13 protein-coding genes are annotated in these 15,280 nt (G+C 59.6%); 7 read left to right on the top strand and 6 right to left on the bottom strand.

Features of this window, described 5'->3' with window-relative positions:
• Positions 1-170: 170 nt before the first annotated feature.
• Genes leuD through ACL2XO_RS11080 form a run of 6 tightly spaced genes read right to left on the bottom strand, consistent with a single transcriptional unit; the run spans position 171 to position 6,614 of the window.
• Positions 171-776: a 3-isopropylmalate dehydratase small subunit gene (gene leuD, locus ACL2XO_RS11105; RefSeq protein WP_413723935.1), complete on the bottom strand. Its 606-nt coding sequence runs from the start codon at positions 774-776 to the stop codon at positions 171-173.
• The gene (gene leuC / locus ACL2XO_RS11100; protein WP_413742699.1) at positions 773-2,203 is read right to left on the bottom strand and encodes a 3-isopropylmalate dehydratase large subunit; all 1,431 of its coding nucleotides are present in this window, start codon (positions 2,201-2,203) and stop codon (positions 773-775) included. The genes leuD and leuC overlap by 4 nt, the downstream gene beginning before the upstream one ends.
• Positions 2,190-3,986 (bottom strand): ABC transporter permease, encoded by a 1,797-nt coding sequence (locus tag ACL2XO_RS11095; RefSeq protein ID WP_132922350.1) that lies wholly within the window; start codon positions 3,984-3,986, stop codon positions 2,190-2,192. Before ACL2XO_RS11095 ends, leuC begins: the two co-directional genes overlap by 14 nt.
• Complete coding sequence (locus ACL2XO_RS11090) at positions 3,983-5,092, bottom strand: ABC transporter ATP-binding protein (protein WP_413742698.1); 1,110 nt, start codon at positions 5,090-5,092, stop codon at positions 3,983-3,985. Before ACL2XO_RS11090 ends, ACL2XO_RS11095 begins: the two co-directional genes overlap by 4 nt.
• 1 nt (position 5,093) lies before the next feature.
• Positions 5,094-6,173, bottom strand: coding sequence for an ABC transporter substrate-binding protein (locus tag ACL2XO_RS11085; RefSeq protein ID WP_165934138.1), 1,080 nt, complete (start codon positions 6,171-6,173; stop codon positions 5,094-5,096).
• A 54-nt stretch (positions 6,174-6,227) separates the two neighbouring features.
• On the bottom strand, positions 6,228-6,614 hold the full coding sequence (locus ACL2XO_RS11080; protein WP_413742697.1) for a VOC family protein: 387 nt from the start codon (positions 6,612-6,614) through the stop codon (positions 6,228-6,230).
• 593 nt (positions 6,615-7,207) lie between these two features.
• Between ACL2XO_RS11080 and ACL2XO_RS11075 the strand changes: the two genes are divergently transcribed.
• The 7 genes from ACL2XO_RS11075 to ACL2XO_RS11045 are packed head-to-tail and all read left to right on the top strand — an operon-like array spanning position 7,208 to position 15,280.
• The gene (locus ACL2XO_RS11075) at positions 7,208-8,809 is read left to right on the top strand and encodes an ABC transporter substrate-binding protein (protein WP_413742696.1); all 1,602 of its coding nucleotides are present in this window, start codon (positions 7,208-7,210) and stop codon (positions 8,807-8,809) included.
• Between the two features lie 12 nt (positions 8,810-8,821).
• A complete protein-coding gene (locus ACL2XO_RS11070; protein WP_132922354.1) occupies positions 8,822-9,769 on the top strand; it encodes an ABC transporter permease in 948 nt (315 codons plus the stop codon).
• The gene (locus tag ACL2XO_RS11065; protein ID WP_203522038.1) at positions 9,766-10,659 is read left to right on the top strand and encodes an ABC transporter permease; all 894 of its coding nucleotides are present in this window, start codon (positions 9,766-9,768) and stop codon (positions 10,657-10,659) included. Before ACL2XO_RS11070 ends, ACL2XO_RS11065 begins: the two co-directional genes overlap by 4 nt.
• Entirely contained in the window at positions 10,656-11,735 is a 1,080-nt protein-coding gene (locus tag ACL2XO_RS11060) for an ABC transporter ATP-binding protein (protein ID WP_203522039.1), read from the top strand. The genes ACL2XO_RS11065 and ACL2XO_RS11060 overlap by 4 nt, the downstream gene beginning before the upstream one ends.
• Positions 11,732-12,631: an ABC transporter ATP-binding protein gene (locus ACL2XO_RS11055; RefSeq protein WP_413742695.1), complete on the top strand. Its 900-nt coding sequence runs from the start codon at positions 11,732-11,734 to the stop codon at positions 12,629-12,631. Before ACL2XO_RS11060 ends, ACL2XO_RS11055 begins: the two co-directional genes overlap by 4 nt.
• 17 nt (positions 12,632-12,648) lie before the next feature.
• Positions 12,649-13,947 carry an amidase gene (locus tag ACL2XO_RS11050; RefSeq protein WP_413742694.1) on the top strand — a complete coding sequence of 433 codons (1,299 nt, stop codon included), beginning with the start codon at positions 12,649-12,651 and terminating at the stop codon, positions 13,945-13,947.
• Between the two features lie 13 nt (positions 13,948-13,960).
• Positions 13,961-15,280 (top strand): amidase, encoded by a 1,320-nt coding sequence (locus ACL2XO_RS11045; RefSeq protein WP_413742693.1) that lies wholly within the window; start codon positions 13,961-13,963, stop codon positions 15,278-15,280.

Here is a 15,280-nt window from a genome sequence, read left to right as displayed (position 1 = left end):
CGCTATCACCCAGGGCAAAGCGAGCCGGTTAAAGGGAGACCGCGCCGATGGGGCCGAAGCAGGCGTGGTTTTACCGCCTGCCGGAGCGCCCCACAGCGCGGTAAGCCCGCTATCACCCAGGGCAAAACGAGCCGTGTTAAAGGGAGACCGCGCTGATGGGGCGCCACGAGCTACTTAATCCATGGATAGGCGGCCCGGTACTCTTGTTCGAACGCCACAATGGTCTCGGCATACCCCTGGGTCAGAGCGATATCATCAATACCCTCAATCAAACTCTTTTTCCGCAGGGGATGGATCTCGAAGGCATACCCCTCACCGTTCAGATCCCAAACCACCTGATGTTCAAGATCAATACGCAGGCGCGCGCCAATATCGTCATGCAGCTGATGGCGCAGCGCAATGCAGGTTTCGTTCGGCAGTACCACCGGCAGCAAACGGTTCTTATAGCAGTTATTGGCAAAGATATCCCCGTAGCTGGACGCAATAACCGCGCGGATACCGAATTCCACCAGCGCATACACCGCCGTTTCCCGGGAGGAACCGCAGCCGAAATTGCGATCCGCCACGATAATGCCGCCCTCCCGATAAGGCGGCCGGTTAAGGATAAAATCCTTCTCGTTATCCTGCCCGTCAAAACGCCGATCGTGAAAAGCGATGCGGGCAAAGGCCGGACCGCGCGGTACCTTGTTAAAGCGGGTGGGACAGATCTGATTGGTATCCACATTGGGTTCATCAAAGGGAATGCCGATGCTGTCGATAGCCAGTAATGAGGTCATAAGGTTGTCTCCTCAAAGGAGCGAACATCGGTCAAATAGCCGGTGAGGGCCGCGGCGGCGGCCATAACCGGACTCACCAGGTGGGTACGTCCGTTAACCCCCTGCCGGCCGCGAAAGTTACGGTTGCTGGTAGAGGCGCAGCGTTCCCCCTCCGCCAATACGTCGCCGTTGATGGCGGTACAAAGGGAACAGCCGGCGTCGCGCCATTCGAATCCCGCATTGATAAAAATCTTGTCCAGCCCTTCCCGCTCAGCCTGCCGCTTCACCGACGTCGAACCAGGCACCACCCAGGACGGCACTTTAACCCGGCCCCGAAAAGCGATACCGGCCGCCGCCCGCAGATCCTCGATACGCCCGTTGGTGCAGGAACCGATAAAGACCCGGTCGATTTTTATCGAGGTCAGCGGGGCGCCGGCGGTCAAGCCCATGTAATCCAAAGCCGCCGCAACCTCCTGACGCTGGTCGTCGTCTTCAATGGCGGCCGGGTCGGGCAGATGGCCGCCGATGCCCAGCGCATGCTCGGGGCTGGTGCCCCAGGTGACGGTAGGGGAGACCCCATGTAAATCAAGAGTGACCTCCCTATCGAATACCGCGTTATCGTCGGAAGGCAAGGTCCGCCAGTAGGCCACGGCCTGCCGCCACTCCTTTGCGGCGGGGGCAAAGGGCCGGCCCTTCAGATAGGCATACGTGGTTTCATCCGGCGCGACGATACCGGCCCGTCCTCCCGCCTCTACCGCCATGTTGCACAGCGTCATGCGCTGCTCCATGGACATGCGGGTCACCGCCGGTCCGGCATACTCGATAATATGTCCGAGGGCGCCCCCGGCGCCGAGGAGCGCGATAAGCGCCAGATTGATATCCTTGGCGGATACATAAGGGGCCGCTTCCCCCACCAGTCGTACCCGCATGGTTTTCGGACGGCGCAGCCAGAGGGTCTGGGTCGCCAGCACGTGGCGGGCGTCCGAGGCGCCGATACCGAAGGCCAGGCAACCGAAGGCGCCGTGAGTGGTGGTGTGTGAATCCGCCCCGCCGATAAGCAGTCCGGGCTGGGTTATACCCTGCTCCGGCGCCACCACATGCAAAATGCCCTGGTTGGGATCCTCGGGTCCGAAATAACGGATGCCGTGGCGGCGGACATTCTCGCCGAGCCTGAGGATCATGTTGCGGATGGCCGGATCGGCGATACCCTCCACTCCCCGCTCCCGACCGGCGGTAGGCAGATAGTGATCTGAACAGGCGATAATCTGATCCGGCCGGTAAACGTGCTTGCCGAGGGCGTTAAGCGCTTCAAAGGCGTGACTGGACCCTTCATGCACCAGCAGATTGTCCAAATAGAGCAATTGCTCGCCGTCGATATCCACTATACGGTGGCGATCCCAGATTTTTTCCGCCAGGGTCTTGCCCTGCCCGTTGTCAATCGTGCCCATGCTTTTTGCTCCACGAGGTTACTTTTTTCATATCGATCAAATTTCCGCCGGACACCAGGCGATACAGAACCAGGGAGGCGAGGCTCAGCACCACGATAATCAGCGCCATCGCCGCCGCCTGCTCCACCTCGCCGGTTTCCAGATATTCAATCACTTTGGTGGACATCACCTGGGTGGCCGGCTGCGCCAAAATGGCCGACATGGTCAATTCCCGCAGGCCAAATGCAAACACCAGCAGCGCCCCGGCCCACATGCTCGGCTTCAGCAGCGGCAGGGTCACGGCGGTAAGCGTGCGCAGCCAGCCGGCGCCGGCCACCCGGGCGGCCTCCTCCAGTTCCGGGGCAATCTGCTTAAGCACCGACCGGGACAGCACGAAGGAAATGGGCAATTGCTTGGCGACATAGGCAATCAACAAGATGGTGAAGGTGCCGTAGAACCAGTTGAGATAGCCGAGCATGATGGCCACCGCGAAGGTAATGGCCGGAAAGCCGTACGCGATGAAAATCGTCGCGCTCACCAGACCCCGGCCGATAATGGTCGTCCGCTCCACAAACCAGGCGAACAGCACGCCGAGGATAACGCAGATAAACGCCGCCCCGGCGGACAGGAACAGGCTGTGTTTAACGGTATCGAACACGCCGAAGGTGGAATCCACGATCATCGCGAAATGATCCAGCGTCAGGTTGGCAAAGGTCACATCGTCGCCAAACGCCGTTAATAATGACAGCAGCACCAGGGCCGCCAGCGGTAAAAACGCGGTAACAAAAAATACCGTACCGCAAAAGGCCGCCGCCGCCCAGCGTCCCCGGCCGAGGCGCACCGGCAGGGCCTTTGCCCCGGCCTTGCCGGAGAGGGTGCGGTAGCGGATATCCCGAATCAGCAGGCGTTGCAGCAGCAGGCTCGCCAGGGTGAAGACCACAATGGGAAACGCCAGCGCCGCCGCCTGTTCGAAATGGGGCGGGAACGTCAGCAGCTTGTAGATTTTGGTGGTGATAACCGAGAAATTCGCCATGGTGCCGATAGCCGCCGGCGCGCCGAAGGATGACAGGGCGTCCAGTATCACCAGGATGGCGCTGGATAATACCGCCGGCCTCACCAGCGGCAGGGTCACATGCAGGGCGGTACGCACCCGTCCGGCCCCCAGCACGCGGGCGGCCTGTTCATAGCCGGGATCGATGTTCACCAGCGCGGCGCAGACGGTGAAAAACACCAGGGGATACAAATGGGCTATCTCGATAAACACCAGTCCGCTAAAGCTGATGACATTGAAAAACGGCGTGGTGGTGCCCAACAGCCCGTTAAGCAGCTTGTTCAGGTAGCCGGAATTCGGCGCCGCCAGGAAAATCCAGGCGATAACGGTGATAAACGAGGGCACCACAAAAGCAATGGCGGCGCTGATGCGGATCAAGGCTTTTCCCGGCATATCGGTGCGCGACACCAGCCAGGCCATGGGCAGCCCCAGGGCCAGCGATCCGCCGGTAACGCTTATCGCCAGCAAGGCTGAATTCCCCACCGCCTTCACCATGCCCGGGTCGGAAAACGCGTTTATCAACGGCCGCAGGGCGCCCGCGCCGCTATCGCCGGCAAGGCCCAGCAGCACCAGCCTCGCCATGGGATAAAGTATCAGCGCGCCCAGCACCAGCAGCGCGGCGGTGAGAATGATGATTTTTCCCGGCTCCGCCGCCACCCGGCGCCACCGGCCGGTGACCTTTTGCGCCAGGGTCGCGGATCCGGCATAGGGGCGCATCTGTTTCGGCGCCGGCGCGGTGCTCGATTTCATCATGGTATTACCCAGGCCTCATCGGGATGGAAGGAAACGGTCACGCCGTTGGCAACCGAGCCGGACCATTGCCGCGGCGTTTGCACCCGCAACGGATGGCCCGCCACGTCAATCACCAGGTCGTAGCGGCTGCCCAGAAACGCGGAATCGATAATCCGGCCGCGCATGCCGCCAGCGGCGTCCGGATCGAAAGAGACATTCTCCGGCCGTACCGATACCGCCACCCCGTCGCCGGTGCGGCAGGTGGCAATGACCTGATCCGACGCGGCGGCCCAGAAAGGCTCCCCGAGGGCGGACTGAACCAGCAGGCGGCGGGTATTGGCATCCAGTCCCGCCACCGTGCCCTCAATAAGATTGGTGGTGCCGACAAAGGAGGCGACAAAGCGCGAGCGGGGCCGTCGGTAAATGGCTTCCGGCACGTCGCACTGTTCGATACGTCCCTTGTTCATGACCGCAATCCGGTCCGCTATCACCAAGGCTTCTTCCTGATCGTGGGTGACATAAAACATGGTGATGCCGTTTTGGCTATGCAGGCGCTTAAGCTCAAAACGCATCTCTTCCCGTAAACCGGCATCCAGGTTGGACAGCGGCTCATCGAATAACAGCAGGCTCGGCTCAGCGATAATGGCCCGCGCCAGCGCCACCCGCTGCTGCTGGCCGCCGCTCAGAAAGCCGGGATAACGCTGGGCCAGGCCGTCCAGATGAACGAGTTTCAGCACGTCGTCAACTTTGCGCCGGATGGCGGCCCGGTTGTCGCCGGCGATGGAGAGGCTGAACGCCACGTTGTCATAAACGGTTTTGTGCGGCCAGACGGCATAGTTCTGGAACACCATGCCCAGTTGGCGGCGCTCCACCGGCACAAAGGCGCCGCGCCCGGAAGCAAGCAGGCCGGAAAGATGGATCTCCCCGCCGTCGGGCTCGATAAAACCGGCCACCATCCGCAGGGTGGTGGTCTTGCCGCAGCCGCTCGGCCCCAGCAATACCAGGCTCTCCCCCTCGTTTACCCTCAGGTCGACCCCGTCAACCACAGGGGTATCCCCCAGCTGTTTTCTCAGGCCGATAAGCTCCAGACGGGCCGGACGTGGAACGGAATTATCAATAGCCATCATATTACTCGCGACCGAAAATTTTATTAAAACGGGCCAGGAAATCCTGCGTGGTCTTCTCATCGGACAGTTTGGAAAGATCAACGTTATAAGGCTTGAAGTCCGCCAGCTTGGGCAGGCCGTCCACCGAGCCGGCATCGGCATTGGTAGGCCAGAATTTACCGGCTTCGGCACGCAGTTCCTGGCCCTGGGCGCTGGTGAGAACTTCCATCAGCAGCTTGGCCGCCGTCGGATGGGGCGGATTGGACATGATGCCGCTTGGCTGCTGTGTCACCAGCGTCCCTTCGTCCAGGTTGTAAAGATCGATGGCCTGACCCTGCTCTTTGGAGGTCATGACATTAAAGGAAGATACCATCGGGGACACGCTGCGCTCGCCGGAAGCCAGTATCCGCGCCGCTTCGGGATTGCCGCGCACGAAAAGCACGTCCTGTTTGGCCAGCTTTTCCATATAAGACCAGTCGATTTTGCCGGTTTGCAGCAGGGCTAAAAAGAAGGTCAGGCTATTGCCGGCGGTGGAAGGATCCGCCAGAACGATTTTTCCTTTCCATTTTGGATCGAGAAAATCCGCCAGCGAATGGGGCAGATTGGCTTTATCCGGCACAGCGCGGCTGTTATAGGCGGCGGGCAGCAAAAACACGCCGATGGAATAATAGGCGCCGTCGGTATCAGCATAATCCGGACTCAGCTTATCGAAGGTGGAGACTTTATAGGGCAGGTAATACCCCTTTTGTTTCCATAAAACAGCGACATAAGGCTGGCTCATGGCGGTCACGTCGGCACGGTATTGTTTCGCCGCGCGTTCCGCTTCTATCTGGGTAATCAGGTCCGGCGCCTTTTTGCCGACGATGGTCAGATGAATCTTGGGAAAATTGGTTTTCCATAACTCGCTAAGCAGCTTTGATTCCTCGCGACTGGCCGGAGAATAAAAAATAACTTCTTTTTCATTATTGGCAATGGCAGAGGTATATAACTGTTCATACACGCCGCCGGTTAATTTCAGATTATCCGCCGCCAACGCCGCGGATGATAATGAAAACAATAGTGCGGTCCCCAGCAGGATATTTTTCACGACTGTAAACGCCATAATAAGAATGCCTTTGCTAAACATCTGATACACAGATTTATATTTGATCGGAACTCATTCGATGGAATAACGCCCTTCTTTTACTATTTCGGCTAGGGTGCCGTCCGGCGCCCGGAACTTCAGCGCCCCGGAACCCGGCGGTGAAAGGATTTCGCCCCCCAGCGCCCTGATCTTTTCCGCTATTTCGTCCTGATCATCCACCGATACGCCGTAATGATGCAGACGCGGCCCCGGCCCGGAGAGCAATGCCTCTTCGTGATCCTCGTTATCGTACTGCACCAGCGTAAAATCAATATGCCCGTCGGTCAGATGCCGGGAGGTATGCTGGCGCTTATGTTCCGTTTTGATTTGTTTAAAACCGAACACCTGTTCATAAAATTTGGTGGCATAATCAAGATCATCAACTTTAAGTGCGAGATGAACGATGCGCGAAGCGGCCATATTATTCTCCTGATCCGTAAGGTGAAAGGCATCATTATTTATCGCGCCTTTTCAGCATTTTCTTTTAGGTGGACAAAACATTTCGGGATTATTTTCAGCCGTTAACGCTTAATTTAAATGCCGGCAAAAATAGACTAACAGTTGGGGTCATGACTGTTAACGCACAATTTGAGATAACGATAGTTAAATAACGCCATAAGCCTGGGTCCGTTCTAGGACGGATCCGGCACGGCATAAACGGCGACTTCTTTGCCGCCGAATCCGCCAACCATACGTTTTTGCTATCACCCATCCCCCTCCGCCGGAGGAAATTACGGTTCGCTAAATGACCGCCCTTTTGCTCAAAACGCCGCCGATCAACAAAAAACTATTTAATTTCAATAGATTAATACGATTTTAGCCTCTCTTTTTCCCCGTCTTCAACCGGGCGTCCACGATATAAACATCCAATATTTGCCGCTATTTTATCCGTACCCAGCATCTTGTACCGTCTAAAAAAGTACAGTATAAACTATATAGTATTAAAACTATAAGTCGCTGTCCCTGACGGCGGGTACCCACAAACTCACACTCCCTTACCATGAGGATTGATTATGTCATTGAAAAAATTGCTGCCTTTTTCATTGATGGGCGCGATGTTGATATGTTCGCAATGGGCCCAGGCCGGCGGGACGCTCAGGATCGCCATGACGCTGGCGGATATCCCGGTAATGGACGGCGCGCCGGATCAGGGCACCGAAGGCGTGTCCTTCGGGGGATACACCGTATTCGATCCGCTGATTGAATGGGATCTGTCCAAAAGAGATGCCGCCTCGGTGCTGCGGCCGGGTTTGGCCACCAAATGGTATATCTCGCCGGAGGATAATTCACACTGGATTTTTGAATTAAGAAAGGGCGTGAAATTTCATGACGGATCGGATTTTAACGCCGATGCGGTAATTTTTAACCTGGAACGGGTGTTCAATAAAGATTTTCCCGCCTATGACGTGTCGATACAAAAGCAGATGGTGCCTTATATCAATGACGTTAAAAGCTGGAAGAAGCTGGATGACTACAAGATTGAAATCGAAACCAAAAAGGTCGATGCGTTTTTCCCTTACCAGATGACCCGGCTGTTGATTGCCTCGCCGGCGCAGTGGGAAAAAATGGGCAAAAGCTGGCCGCAATTCCGCCAGCACCCGTCGGGCACCGGCCCCTGGAAGCTGGATAAGCTGATACCGCACCAGGAAGCCGATCTGGTGCCGAACAAGGATTACTGGGATAAGGCCCGCGAACCCAAGCTTGACCGGCTGGTCCTGTTGCCGATTCCCGAGCCGTCCGCCCGCACCGCCGCCCTGCTGTCCGGTACCGTGGACTGGATCGAAAGCCCGGCGCCGGATACCGTGGACCGCCTGAAAAAATCCGGCATGGTGATCTCCACCAATACCATTCCCCATGTCTGGCCTTATACGGTCAGCGTGCTGCCCGGTTCCCCGTTCGCCGATATCCGGGTACGTAAAGCCGTTAACCTCGGCATCGATCGCGACGGCATGGTGCAGTTGCTGCATGGTCTCGCCACCCCCGCCACCGCCCAAATGGCCGAAGGCAATCCCTGGTACGGCAATCCCAGCTTCAAGATCAAGTATGACCCGGAAGAAGCCAAGCGCCTGTTGAAAGAAGCCGGTTACGGCCCGGACCATCCGCTGAAGCTGAAAATCGCCATTTCCACCTCCGGTTCCGGCCAAATGTATCCGCTGATGATGAATGAATTCATCCAGGAAGACATGCGCAAGATCGGCGTCGATCTGCAGTTTGATGTCTTTGAGTGGGAGGCCCTGCGCGGCCGCAGAAGAGGCGGGGCCGCGGCGCCTGAAAACAAAGGCATCGACGGCATCAATAACAGCTGGTCCACCACCGACCCTTATTATGCCCTGATTCGCTACCTGGATCCGAAAGAAGTCCCGCCGGAAGGCACCAACTGGGGCGGCATCAACGATCCGGTGATTACGCCGCTCATCCGGCAGGTGCAGGGTGAATTCGATCCGGCGAAACAGGACAAGCTGCTGGCGCAAATCCATACCCGCTTCGTGGATCAGGCCTACTTCATCTGGGTGGTACATGATGTGGGTTCCCGCGCCATGTCGCCCAATGTACAGGGTTATGTCCATGCGCAGAGCTGGTATTCCGATTATTCACCGGTATCAATGAAGCAGTAACGAGGCACAGCCATGTTGTCGTATGTTATTCGTCGTCTCCTGTACGCCATCCCCATTTCACTGGCGGTCACGATAGTGGTGTTTTCCCTGGTGCACCTGGCGCCGGGGGATGCCATAAACGCCCTGGTGCCGGATGAGGCGTCGCAGGAACTGGTGGATCAGATCCGCCATGAGTACGGGCTGGATAAACCGTTGCCGGTGCAATACTTCTATTGGCTGGGCAACGCCCTGCGGGGCAACCTGGGCATGTCGCTGGGCTCCGGCAGGCCGGTGGCGACGGAGACCATGACCGCGGTGAAAAACACCCTGGTGCTGGCGGTAAGCGCCGGTTTGCTGAGCTGCGTTCTGGGGTTTACCTTAGGGATCGCCGCCGGCGTGTGGCGGGATCGCCTGCCCGATCACGCCATCAGCTTTTTTACCCTGGCGGGGGTCAGCGTGCCCCACTACTGGCTGGCCATCGTGCTGGTGATCATTTTCTCGGTAAACCATATGTGGCTGCCGCCGTTGGGCATGGGGCCGAATGAGTGGCGGCTGGACTGGGTGCATGTTCAGCATATGATCCTGCCCACGGTGACCATGGCCGCCATTCCCATTTCGGTGATTGCCCGCACGGTACGGGCCAACGTCGCCGAAGTGATGGATCAGGAATTCATCACCACCCTATGGTCGAAAGGACTCACCCGCTCCCGTATCTTCTGGCATGTGATCCGTAACGTATTGCCCGGTTCCATGGCGGTAATGGGCTTGCAAATCGGCCATATGCTGGGGGGATCGGTCCTGGTGGAAACGGTTTTCGCCTGGCCCGGCACCGGCTTTTTGATGGCCACCGCCATTTTCCAGCGCGACCTGCCTCTGCTGCAGGGCACCATGCTGGTACTGTCCATTTCCTTTGTACTGCTGAATTTGCTGGTCGACCTGCTGCAAAGCTGGGCCGATCCGCGCCTGAGGAGGATCGGATGATAAAGCAGGTTTCAGTGACCCTGACCGCGCCGGCCGTTCGGCGGCCCAAGGCGGGAAGCTACAGCGCCCGGGTCTTGCGCCGCTTCCTACATCAGCCGGTTTCCCTGGCGGCATCCCTGGTGCTGCTGATTATCCTGGTCTCCTGTATCGGCGCCAACTGGATAGCCCCCGAGGATCCCTATGCCACCAGTATCCTGATGAGGATGGCGGACATGGGCACTTCTCATCGGCTGCTGGGGGGCGACGAATTGGGCCGCGACCTGCTGTCGCGCCTTATTTACGGCGGACGGGTATCGCTGCTGATGGCTTTTATGCCGGTGATGATCGGCCTGCTGGCCGGCGGCTTTCTCGGTATCCTGGCCGGTTACGCCGGCGGCCGGGTCAATACCGCCATCATGCGCAGCATGGATATCTTTTATGCTTTCCCCTCCGTCCTGCTGGCGGTGGCCATTTCCGGCGCTCTGGGGCCGGGGCTGCTGAACGCGATTTTATCCCTGTCGCTGATTTTCATTCCCCCCATCACCCGTATTTCCGAAAGCGTCACCACCCAGGTGCGGGGCTATGAATTCGTCATGGCGGCCATGCTGTCCGGCGCCTCTACCTGGCGCATCATCCGGCAGCATGTGCTGAGCAATGTCGCCGGGCCGATTATCGTGTTCGCCTCCAGCCAGATCAGTATCTCGATCATCACCGCCTCGGGATTGAGCTTCCTCGGCCTCGGGGTCAGCCCGCCCACCGCCGACTGGGGCCTGATGCTCTCGTCGCTGCGGCAGTCGATTTATGTCAATCCGGCCGTGGCGGCCATGCCCGGCGTCATGATCTTTCTCTGCTCGATTTGTTTCAACGTCATCAGCGATGGCGTGCGCAAAGCCATGGAGATCCGTCGATGAACAAGGTGATTTATAACGACTCGCCGCTGCCGCCCATTACTGATAAAGGCGGACCGGCGCAGCCGCTGCTGAGGGTGTCCGGGCTGCGCAAGCATTTCCGTTTCAAGGACGGCTGGCTGGGCAGCCGCCAGCAGGTGCGCGCGGTGGACGGCCTGTCGTTCGAGGTGCTCAAGGGTGAAACCTTAGGGATTGTCGGGGAGTCGGGCTGCGGTAAATCCACCACGGCCCGGCTTATCACCGGCATGATGCAGGCGGACGCCGGGGAGATAAGCCTGGACGGCGAAACCTTCTGGCAACCGGGCAAGAAAATCAGCGCCGAAGCCAGACGCGCGGTACAGATGGTGTTCCAGGACAGCCACTCCTCCCTGAACCCGCGCATGTCGGTAGTGGATACCCTGGCCTTCGGGCTGCTGGCCCATGGCATTGATCGGGCCGTCGCCGTGGATTACGCCGGCCGTCTGATGGATGCGGTGGGCATGCCGGCGGCCGAGTTTGCCGATCGCTATCCCATCGAGCTGTCGGGCGGCCAGCGCCAGCGGATTAATATCGCCCGGGCCATCGCCCTGCGTCCCCGTCTGCTGCTGCTGGACGAACCGGTGTCCGCACTGGACAAGTCCGTCGAGGCGCAGGTGCTGAACCTGCTGGTGGAGCTGCGGGAAAGCCTCGGCCTGACCTATATCTTCATTTCCCACGATCTCAATGTGGTGCGCTATATCTCGGATCGGGTGGTAGTAATGTACCTGGGGCAAATCGTGGAGTCCGCCCCGTCGGATACGCTGTTCTCCTCCGCCGCCCATCCTTATACCCGTGCCCTGCTGGCCTCCAAGCCCTCGCCGGACCCGCGGGAAAAAATCGCCGCGCCGCCTCTCACCGGCGATCCCCCCGACCCCATCAATCCTCCCAGGCACTGCCGGTTCCACACCCGCTGCGCTTTTGCCGAAGGGGTCTGTTCGGCCAAAACTCCCCATCTGCAGGCCAAACCGGGATCCCATCCGGACCATCGGGTGGCATGCTGGATTCACGTGCCGGATTCCGGCCACAGCCTGGCCGCCGGCGGCAAGGAGACCACATCATGACCGATATCACCGCCAAAACGGGCGCGGACGCTGCCACTGATAGCGCGGCGGCTAACAACGCGACCGGCAACGGGGCGGACCTGCTGGCGCTGGAGCAGCTCAATATCGCTTTCCATACCGGCGGCCAGTGGCGGTCCATCGTGCGCAATATCAATCTGCGCATCGGCCACGGCCGGGTCCTGACCCTGCTGGGGGAATCCGGCTCGGGCAAAAGCGTCACCTTGCGATCCATCCTCGGGCTGTTGCCGCAGAAAACCACCCGGGTCAGCGGCCGTATCATGCTCAACGGCCGGGATGTGGTGGCCATGAACCCCGCGCAGCAGGCGCAAATCCGCGGCCGCGACGTCGGTTTTATCTTCCAGGAGCCGATGACCGCTCTCGATCCGGTGTTTCGGGTCGGCGATCAAATCGCCGAAATGCTGATGAAACACAAAGGCATCAACCGTAAGGATGCCCTGGCCAAGGTGAAGGATTTATTCGATCTGGTGCAGATTCCTTCCGCCGAACGACGGCTGCGGTCTTATCCCTCGGAACTGTCCGGCGGCCTGCGCCAGCGGGTCATGATAGCCATGGCGGTTTCCTGTGAGCCGAAGCTGCTGCTGGCGGACGAGCCCACCACGGCCCTTGACGCCACGGTACAGGTGCAGGTTCTGCTGCTGTTGCGGCAAATCCAGCAACAGTTCGGCATGTCAATCCTGTTCGTCACCCACGACCTGGGAGTGGCGGCGGAAATCGCCGACGACGTGGCGGTAATGTACCACGGCGAGATTATCGAAACCGGCAGCGCGGAAAAAGTGCTGCTCCGTCCCGAACATGAGTACACCAAACTGCTCACCGGCTGCTCGGTATACGGGCATTACCGGCAAAATACCCTGGGCCGGCAGCAGCCGGTTTAACATAAAGAGACAGACCCATGGCTGATAAAATCAATTTTGAACGGTTAACGGCGGTCGCGGCCAGGCAGGCGATAGATGCCGGCACGCTCACCGCCGGCCGGCTGCTGGAAGCCTGCCTGGAGCGCATCGACGCGCGGGAAGACGATGTCCGGGCGTGGACCTTTCTCGATCGGGCTGGAGCGCGCAAACAGGCGGCGCAGCTGGATGCCGGCCCGTCCCGCGGCCTGCTGCACGGCATTCCGCTGGGGGTCAAAGATATCATCGACACCCATGATATGCCGTCCCGCTACGGCTCCCCCATCTACCAGCACCACCACCCGCAGTGGGACGGGGCTTCGGTAGCCCTTTCCCGGGCCGCCGGCGGCGTTGTGCTGGGCAAAACCGTGACCACCGAGTTTGCCAACCGCCACGCCGGACCCACCCGCAATCCCCTTGATCTCGAACATACGCCGGGAGGGTCCTCTTCCGGCTCCGCCGCCGCGGTGGCGGATTTTCATGTTCCGCTGGCCCTGGGCACCCAAACCGGCGGCTCGGTGATTCGCCCGGCGTCCTACTGCGGCGTCTATGGCTATAAACCGAGTTTTCAACTCATCGGCAACGCCGGGGTGCGCACCAATACCGAAGCGCTGGATACCGTCGGCCTGATGGCCCGATCCGTGGACGATCTGGCGCTGTTCAAGGCGGCTCTCACCGAAACGCCCTATATCGCCATTAATACCCCGCCCCTGTCGGCGCTCTCCATTGCCCTGTGCCGCACCCCGTACTGGGACCGGGCCGCCGACGAGTCCCGCCGCGCCCTGGAGCAGACCTCCGAACTGCTGGCGTCCGCCGGGGCAACGGTTACCGAACTGGTGCTGCCCGGGGAGTTCGCCGGGCTTGAGGAAGCCCACCGGCAGATCTGCGCCTTTGAAATCCTGCGTAACTATGCCGATGAGCTGCGCCGGTTCCGGGAACTGGTGAGCGATGATTTCATCACGCAAAGGGTGGTTCTCGGCGAACAGACCACCCTTGAGATGTTCCGTGGGGCCATTATGCTGGGGGAGCGCTGCCGGAGCTGGCTGGACCGGTGGTTCGCCGAGCGGCGCGTTGACGCCCTCCTCACCCCCAGCGCCCAGGGGGAAGCCCCCCGCGGCATCGCTTTTACCGGCAACGTGGTGTTCAATTTCCTTTGGACGTTCCTATACACCCCCGCCATCACGCTGCCTCACTTCACCGGACCGCTGGGCTTGCCCGTAGGCGTCCAGCTGGTGGGCCGGAAATATACCGACCAGCATCTGTTAAACGTCGCCTCTTCCGTCGCCGGCTTATGGTCGTAATCCAAGGGATATTATGAAAAACAACCCCGCTTCATCCATTCCTCCGGCGCAGTCAGCCGCCGGCATGTCCGTAACGGAAGCCCTTGCCGCCATGTCTCGGGGCAGCCTGACCAGCGAAACCCTGGTGGCCGCCTGCCTTGAGCGGGTAGAACAACGGGACGGCGATGTCCGCGCCTGGGCCTATCTGGATCGTGAACAGGCGCTGGCGCAGGCCCGCCAGGCGGACAGATCCGCATCCAAAGGGCTATTGCACGGCATCCCGGTGGGCGTAAAAGACATTATCGACGTGCGGGGCATGCGGACCGCGTTCAACTCGCCGGTTTATCCCCACTACTTCCCTTCCATGGATGCCGGCAGCGTCGCGATGATCCGCAACGCCGGCGGCATACTCCTGGGCAAAACCGTCACCACCGAATTCGCCAATCGTGAACCGGGGCCAACCATGAATCCCCATGACCGCCGACGCACGCCGGGAGGCTCATCCTCCGGCTCCGCCGCGGCGGTAGCGGATTATCAGGTCCCGCTGGCCCTGGGCACGCAAACCAGCGGATCGGTCATTCGTCCCGCTGGCTACTGCGGCATTGTCGGCTACAAACCCACCTTCGGCGAATTCACCCGGGTGGGGGTAAAACAGCAGTCCGGATCGCTGGATACCCTGGGACTGTACGCCAGAAACGTACGTGACGCCGAACTGCTGCGCACCGTGCTTATCGGCACGGACTACCGGCCTGCCCCCCTACCGGAACGTCCCCTGCGCATCGCCTTTTGCCGTCCGCCGGAATGGGAGCAGGCCGACCCCGCCGTCCGCCGGCGGGCAGAGGAGTGCGCCGCCCTGCTGGCGAAGCAAGGCCATCACCTCAGTGAACCGGCGCTGCCCGCCGATTTTAACGGCTGGCTCAGGATCCACAGCACCATCGCCAATTTCGAATCGGCGCGCAACCTGGCGTTTGAAAAAACCGTGCATCGCCACCAGCTCAGCGCCAAGCTATACCAGGGCCGCATCAGGGATGGTGAAAACATCACCCTTGAGCAATATATCGCCGCCCAGCGCGAGGCCGAGACATTACGCACATTTATCCACCATTATATGGAAAATATTGATGTTATATTAACGTTATCAACCGCCAATGAAGCCCCCATAGGGCTGGATGATACCGGTACAGCCGTTTTCAACTCCCTCTGGACGCTGTTATATACGCCCTGCATCACCCTGCCTGCCGGATTCGGCCCGTCAGGCATGCCGTTCGCTATTCAGCTGGTGGGACGGCGTTTCGAAGACGAAGCGCTGTTTGCCGCGGCGCTTTTGGTGGAAGAACACATTGCCGATAGATAA

It is taken from the genome of Sodalis sp. RH15 (assembly GCF_047324255.1).
GTDB lineage: Bacteria > Pseudomonadota > Gammaproteobacteria > Enterobacterales > Enterobacteriaceae > Acerihabitans > Acerihabitans ligni.
This window is presented reverse-complemented; position numbering and strand designations above follow the sequence as displayed.

Coding starts and splice junctions, on each gene's coding strand:
- ACL2XO_RS11065 (WP_203522038.1), top strand. CDS start 9,766: ATGATAAAGCAGGTTTCAGTGACCCTGACCGCGCCGGCCGTTCGGCGG.
- ACL2XO_RS11095 (WP_132922350.1), bottom strand. CDS start 3,986: ATGATGAAATCGAGCACCGCGCCGGCGCCGAAACAGATGCGCCCCTAT.
- ACL2XO_RS11060 (WP_203522039.1), top strand. CDS start 10,656: ATGAACAAGGTGATTTATAACGACTCGCCGCTGCCGCCCATTACTGAT.
- ACL2XO_RS11050 (WP_413742694.1), top strand. CDS start 12,649: ATGGCTGATAAAATCAATTTTGAACGGTTAACGGCGGTCGCGGCCAGG.
- ACL2XO_RS11090 (WP_413742698.1), bottom strand. CDS start 5,092: ATGATGGCTATTGATAATTCCGTTCCACGTCCGGCCCGTCTGGAGCTT.
- leuD (WP_413723935.1), bottom strand. CDS start 776: ATGACCTCATTACTGGCTATCGACAGCATCGGCATTCCCTTTGATGAA.
- leuC (WP_413742699.1), bottom strand. CDS start 2,203: ATGGGCACGATTGACAACGGGCAGGGCAAGACCCTGGCGGAAAAAATC.
- ACL2XO_RS11070 (WP_132922354.1), top strand. CDS start 8,822: ATGTTGTCGTATGTTATTCGTCGTCTCCTGTACGCCATCCCCATTTCA.
- ACL2XO_RS11085 (WP_165934138.1), bottom strand. CDS start 6,173: ATGGCGTTTACAGTCGTGAAAAATATCCTGCTGGGGACCGCACTATTG.
- ACL2XO_RS11045 (WP_413742693.1), top strand. CDS start 13,961: ATGAAAAACAACCCCGCTTCATCCATTCCTCCGGCGCAGTCAGCCGCC.
- ACL2XO_RS11055 (WP_413742695.1), top strand. CDS start 11,732: ATGACCGATATCACCGCCAAAACGGGCGCGGACGCTGCCACTGATAGC.
- ACL2XO_RS11075 (WP_413742696.1), top strand. CDS start 7,208: ATGTCATTGAAAAAATTGCTGCCTTTTTCATTGATGGGCGCGATGTTG.
- ACL2XO_RS11080 (WP_413742697.1), bottom strand. CDS start 6,614: ATGGCCGCTTCGCGCATCGTTCATCTCGCACTTAAAGTTGATGATCTT.